General features: G+C 58.5%; 1 protein-coding gene. It reads left to right on the top strand.

Features of this window, described 5'->3' with window-relative positions:
- A partial coding sequence (locus C1719_RS00030; protein WP_219717773.1) for a helix-turn-helix transcriptional regulator occupies positions 1–1,542 on the top strand: 1,542 nt, incomplete at its 5' end.
- Positions 1,543–2,058 lie beyond the last annotated feature (516 nt).

Below are 2,058 nucleotides of genomic sequence, written 5' to 3'. Positions count from 1 at the left end.
GAGCGGGCCCTTCCCTTGCGCCGGGCGGGACGCGCCCGGGCGACGAGCGACGGGCGGGCGTTTATGCTGCGGAGAATGGGCGCGGGAGCGCGATTTGCTGTGACGGTGGCGGGGTTTGCCTGTCTCTACACCGTAGCTGTCGTATTCTTCTATTACGATTGGCTGTTCGATCTTCCATTCGAAGCCAGCCCTCTGATATACGGTCTCGTGCTCAACGCCTCCCTGTGCGCTGCTGCGCTTACTTTGTTTTCGCGTTTCGGACGCCGTGCTTCGCCTCGTCTCGTGTTCGGCGTCGGAGCCGTTGCCTATGCGTGCGCATGCGCATTGCTGCTTGGGGCAGCTCATGGCGGCAACCCCCTCTTTCCGTACTGCGCCGGCGTCCTGGCCGGCATCGGAGCCGGATTGCTCATGCCGCTGTGGTTCGAGCGGATGGGCGTTCTTGCGAAAAACCGTTTTGCATACGTGCTTGGCATAGGATCGCTCGCAAGTGCGCTTGCGGCGCTTACGATAGAAAAGCTGCCCCCTATCGGCGTTGTCTGTGCAAGCGCGGGGCTTCTTGCTTGCTCGTTTGGCATGCTCGCGGCGCTTGGTGCGCTGGGCGACGAGCGGTATTCTGACAAAGAAGAACTTGGCGGCGATTCGATCGGCGCTTTGACGGGGGAGCCTTCCGAAGGCACCTCGCCCGATGACGGGGTTTCTCCCTGGTCTCGCTTGGCCGCTCCGCTTCTGTACGTGTTTCTGCTTTCGGTAATTTACGGGGTTCTCGATGTGGTTGCGATGGCTTCCCCTTCGTTGACCATGGCTGATTCCGGTTCGGCTTCGCAAATCGGCGGCCTGGCTATCGACGTGGCCTTTCTTATCTACGTTCGGCTCGACGGCAAACGCTATGCGGTTCTCCTCAACGCGGCTCTCGGCATCATTGCGACGGGCTTGGTGTTTTTGCCGTTTCTTCCCGATGCCTACAGTACCGTTCTGGTCGCGCTCACCCATATGGGTTGGGAGATGGCCCTGCTCGTATCCTACGCACTTGCGATAGAGATGTTTCGCGGTAGCAGGACCAAGCTCGTGGCGGCAGCTGCGGTCGTGTTCGCATTCCCTCGGCCTGGCGTTATGGCTGGAAGCGTTGTCGCTTCGCTCATCGCAGTCGACAATCAATACGCTTTCGCCCAGATGGTTATCGTTGCATTCGCGTTGCTGTACCTCATCATGATGGGCGTGTGGCTCCTCCGCACGCGGGAGAAGCGTGCTGCGGAGCGCGCCATTCGGAAACGGGACGAGCTTATCAAGCGCTATGCGGAAGCACGCGATGATCTTTACGCCCTTGCATGCGATGATCTGTCGGCCGAGTACGGGCTGACCGCACGCGAAACGGAATTGCTCAAGCTGCTGGCTCAGGGCCGCGATGCCGCATTTGTCGAGAGCAGGCTCTACCTGTCGAGAAACACGGTGAAGAGCTATACGAAATCGGTGTATGCGAAGCTGGGCGTTCACTCGAAACAGGAACTTATCGATCTTGTCAAGGCGAGCCTGCCGGTCGAATGACGCATGACTTGACGTTCTTCGGCCGGTTGCCGGGATGGAGCCGCGTCGCGCCCTTTGGCAGTCTGTCGTTCATCTGCCGGTTGAAGGTCGGCGAGCGCAGCGACGGGCTGCGGCCTTGGCCTGCCGGGGTCGTACCGGACGGGGATTCAGGAAGAGGCTACTTGATGATTCTGTGGTCGGAAAGTTTTCCGAAAAAACCTCTTGCCTGATGGGACGAGCATATGTATTATAGTTCAGCCGCGTTCGTAAGGGCGCGGAATGCTGTTCAGGGAATCCCTTGGCATGAAGGCTTTCAAGGCTGAATCGGATTGATATGCGAGACGGTCAGAAAAAAGTTTTCAAAACTTTAAAAAAGTTGTTGACAGCGGGGTAACGGAACAGTAATATATCTCCTTGCGCGTTTGCCTCCGGCGAACACGCGGGACGGCCCGGAAGGGCCGCCGAGAACCTTGAAAACCGGATACTGTGATACGAATAAGCTAGTAGAACCTCGTCAGATGCCCGCCCCCAGAAAAG

The organism is Raoultibacter massiliensis (assembly GCF_900199545.1).
In the GTDB taxonomy this organism is placed as follows: domain Bacteria; phylum Actinomycetota; class Coriobacteriia; order Coriobacteriales; family Eggerthellaceae; genus Raoultibacter; species Raoultibacter massiliensis.
This window is presented reverse-complemented; position numbering and strand designations above follow the sequence as displayed.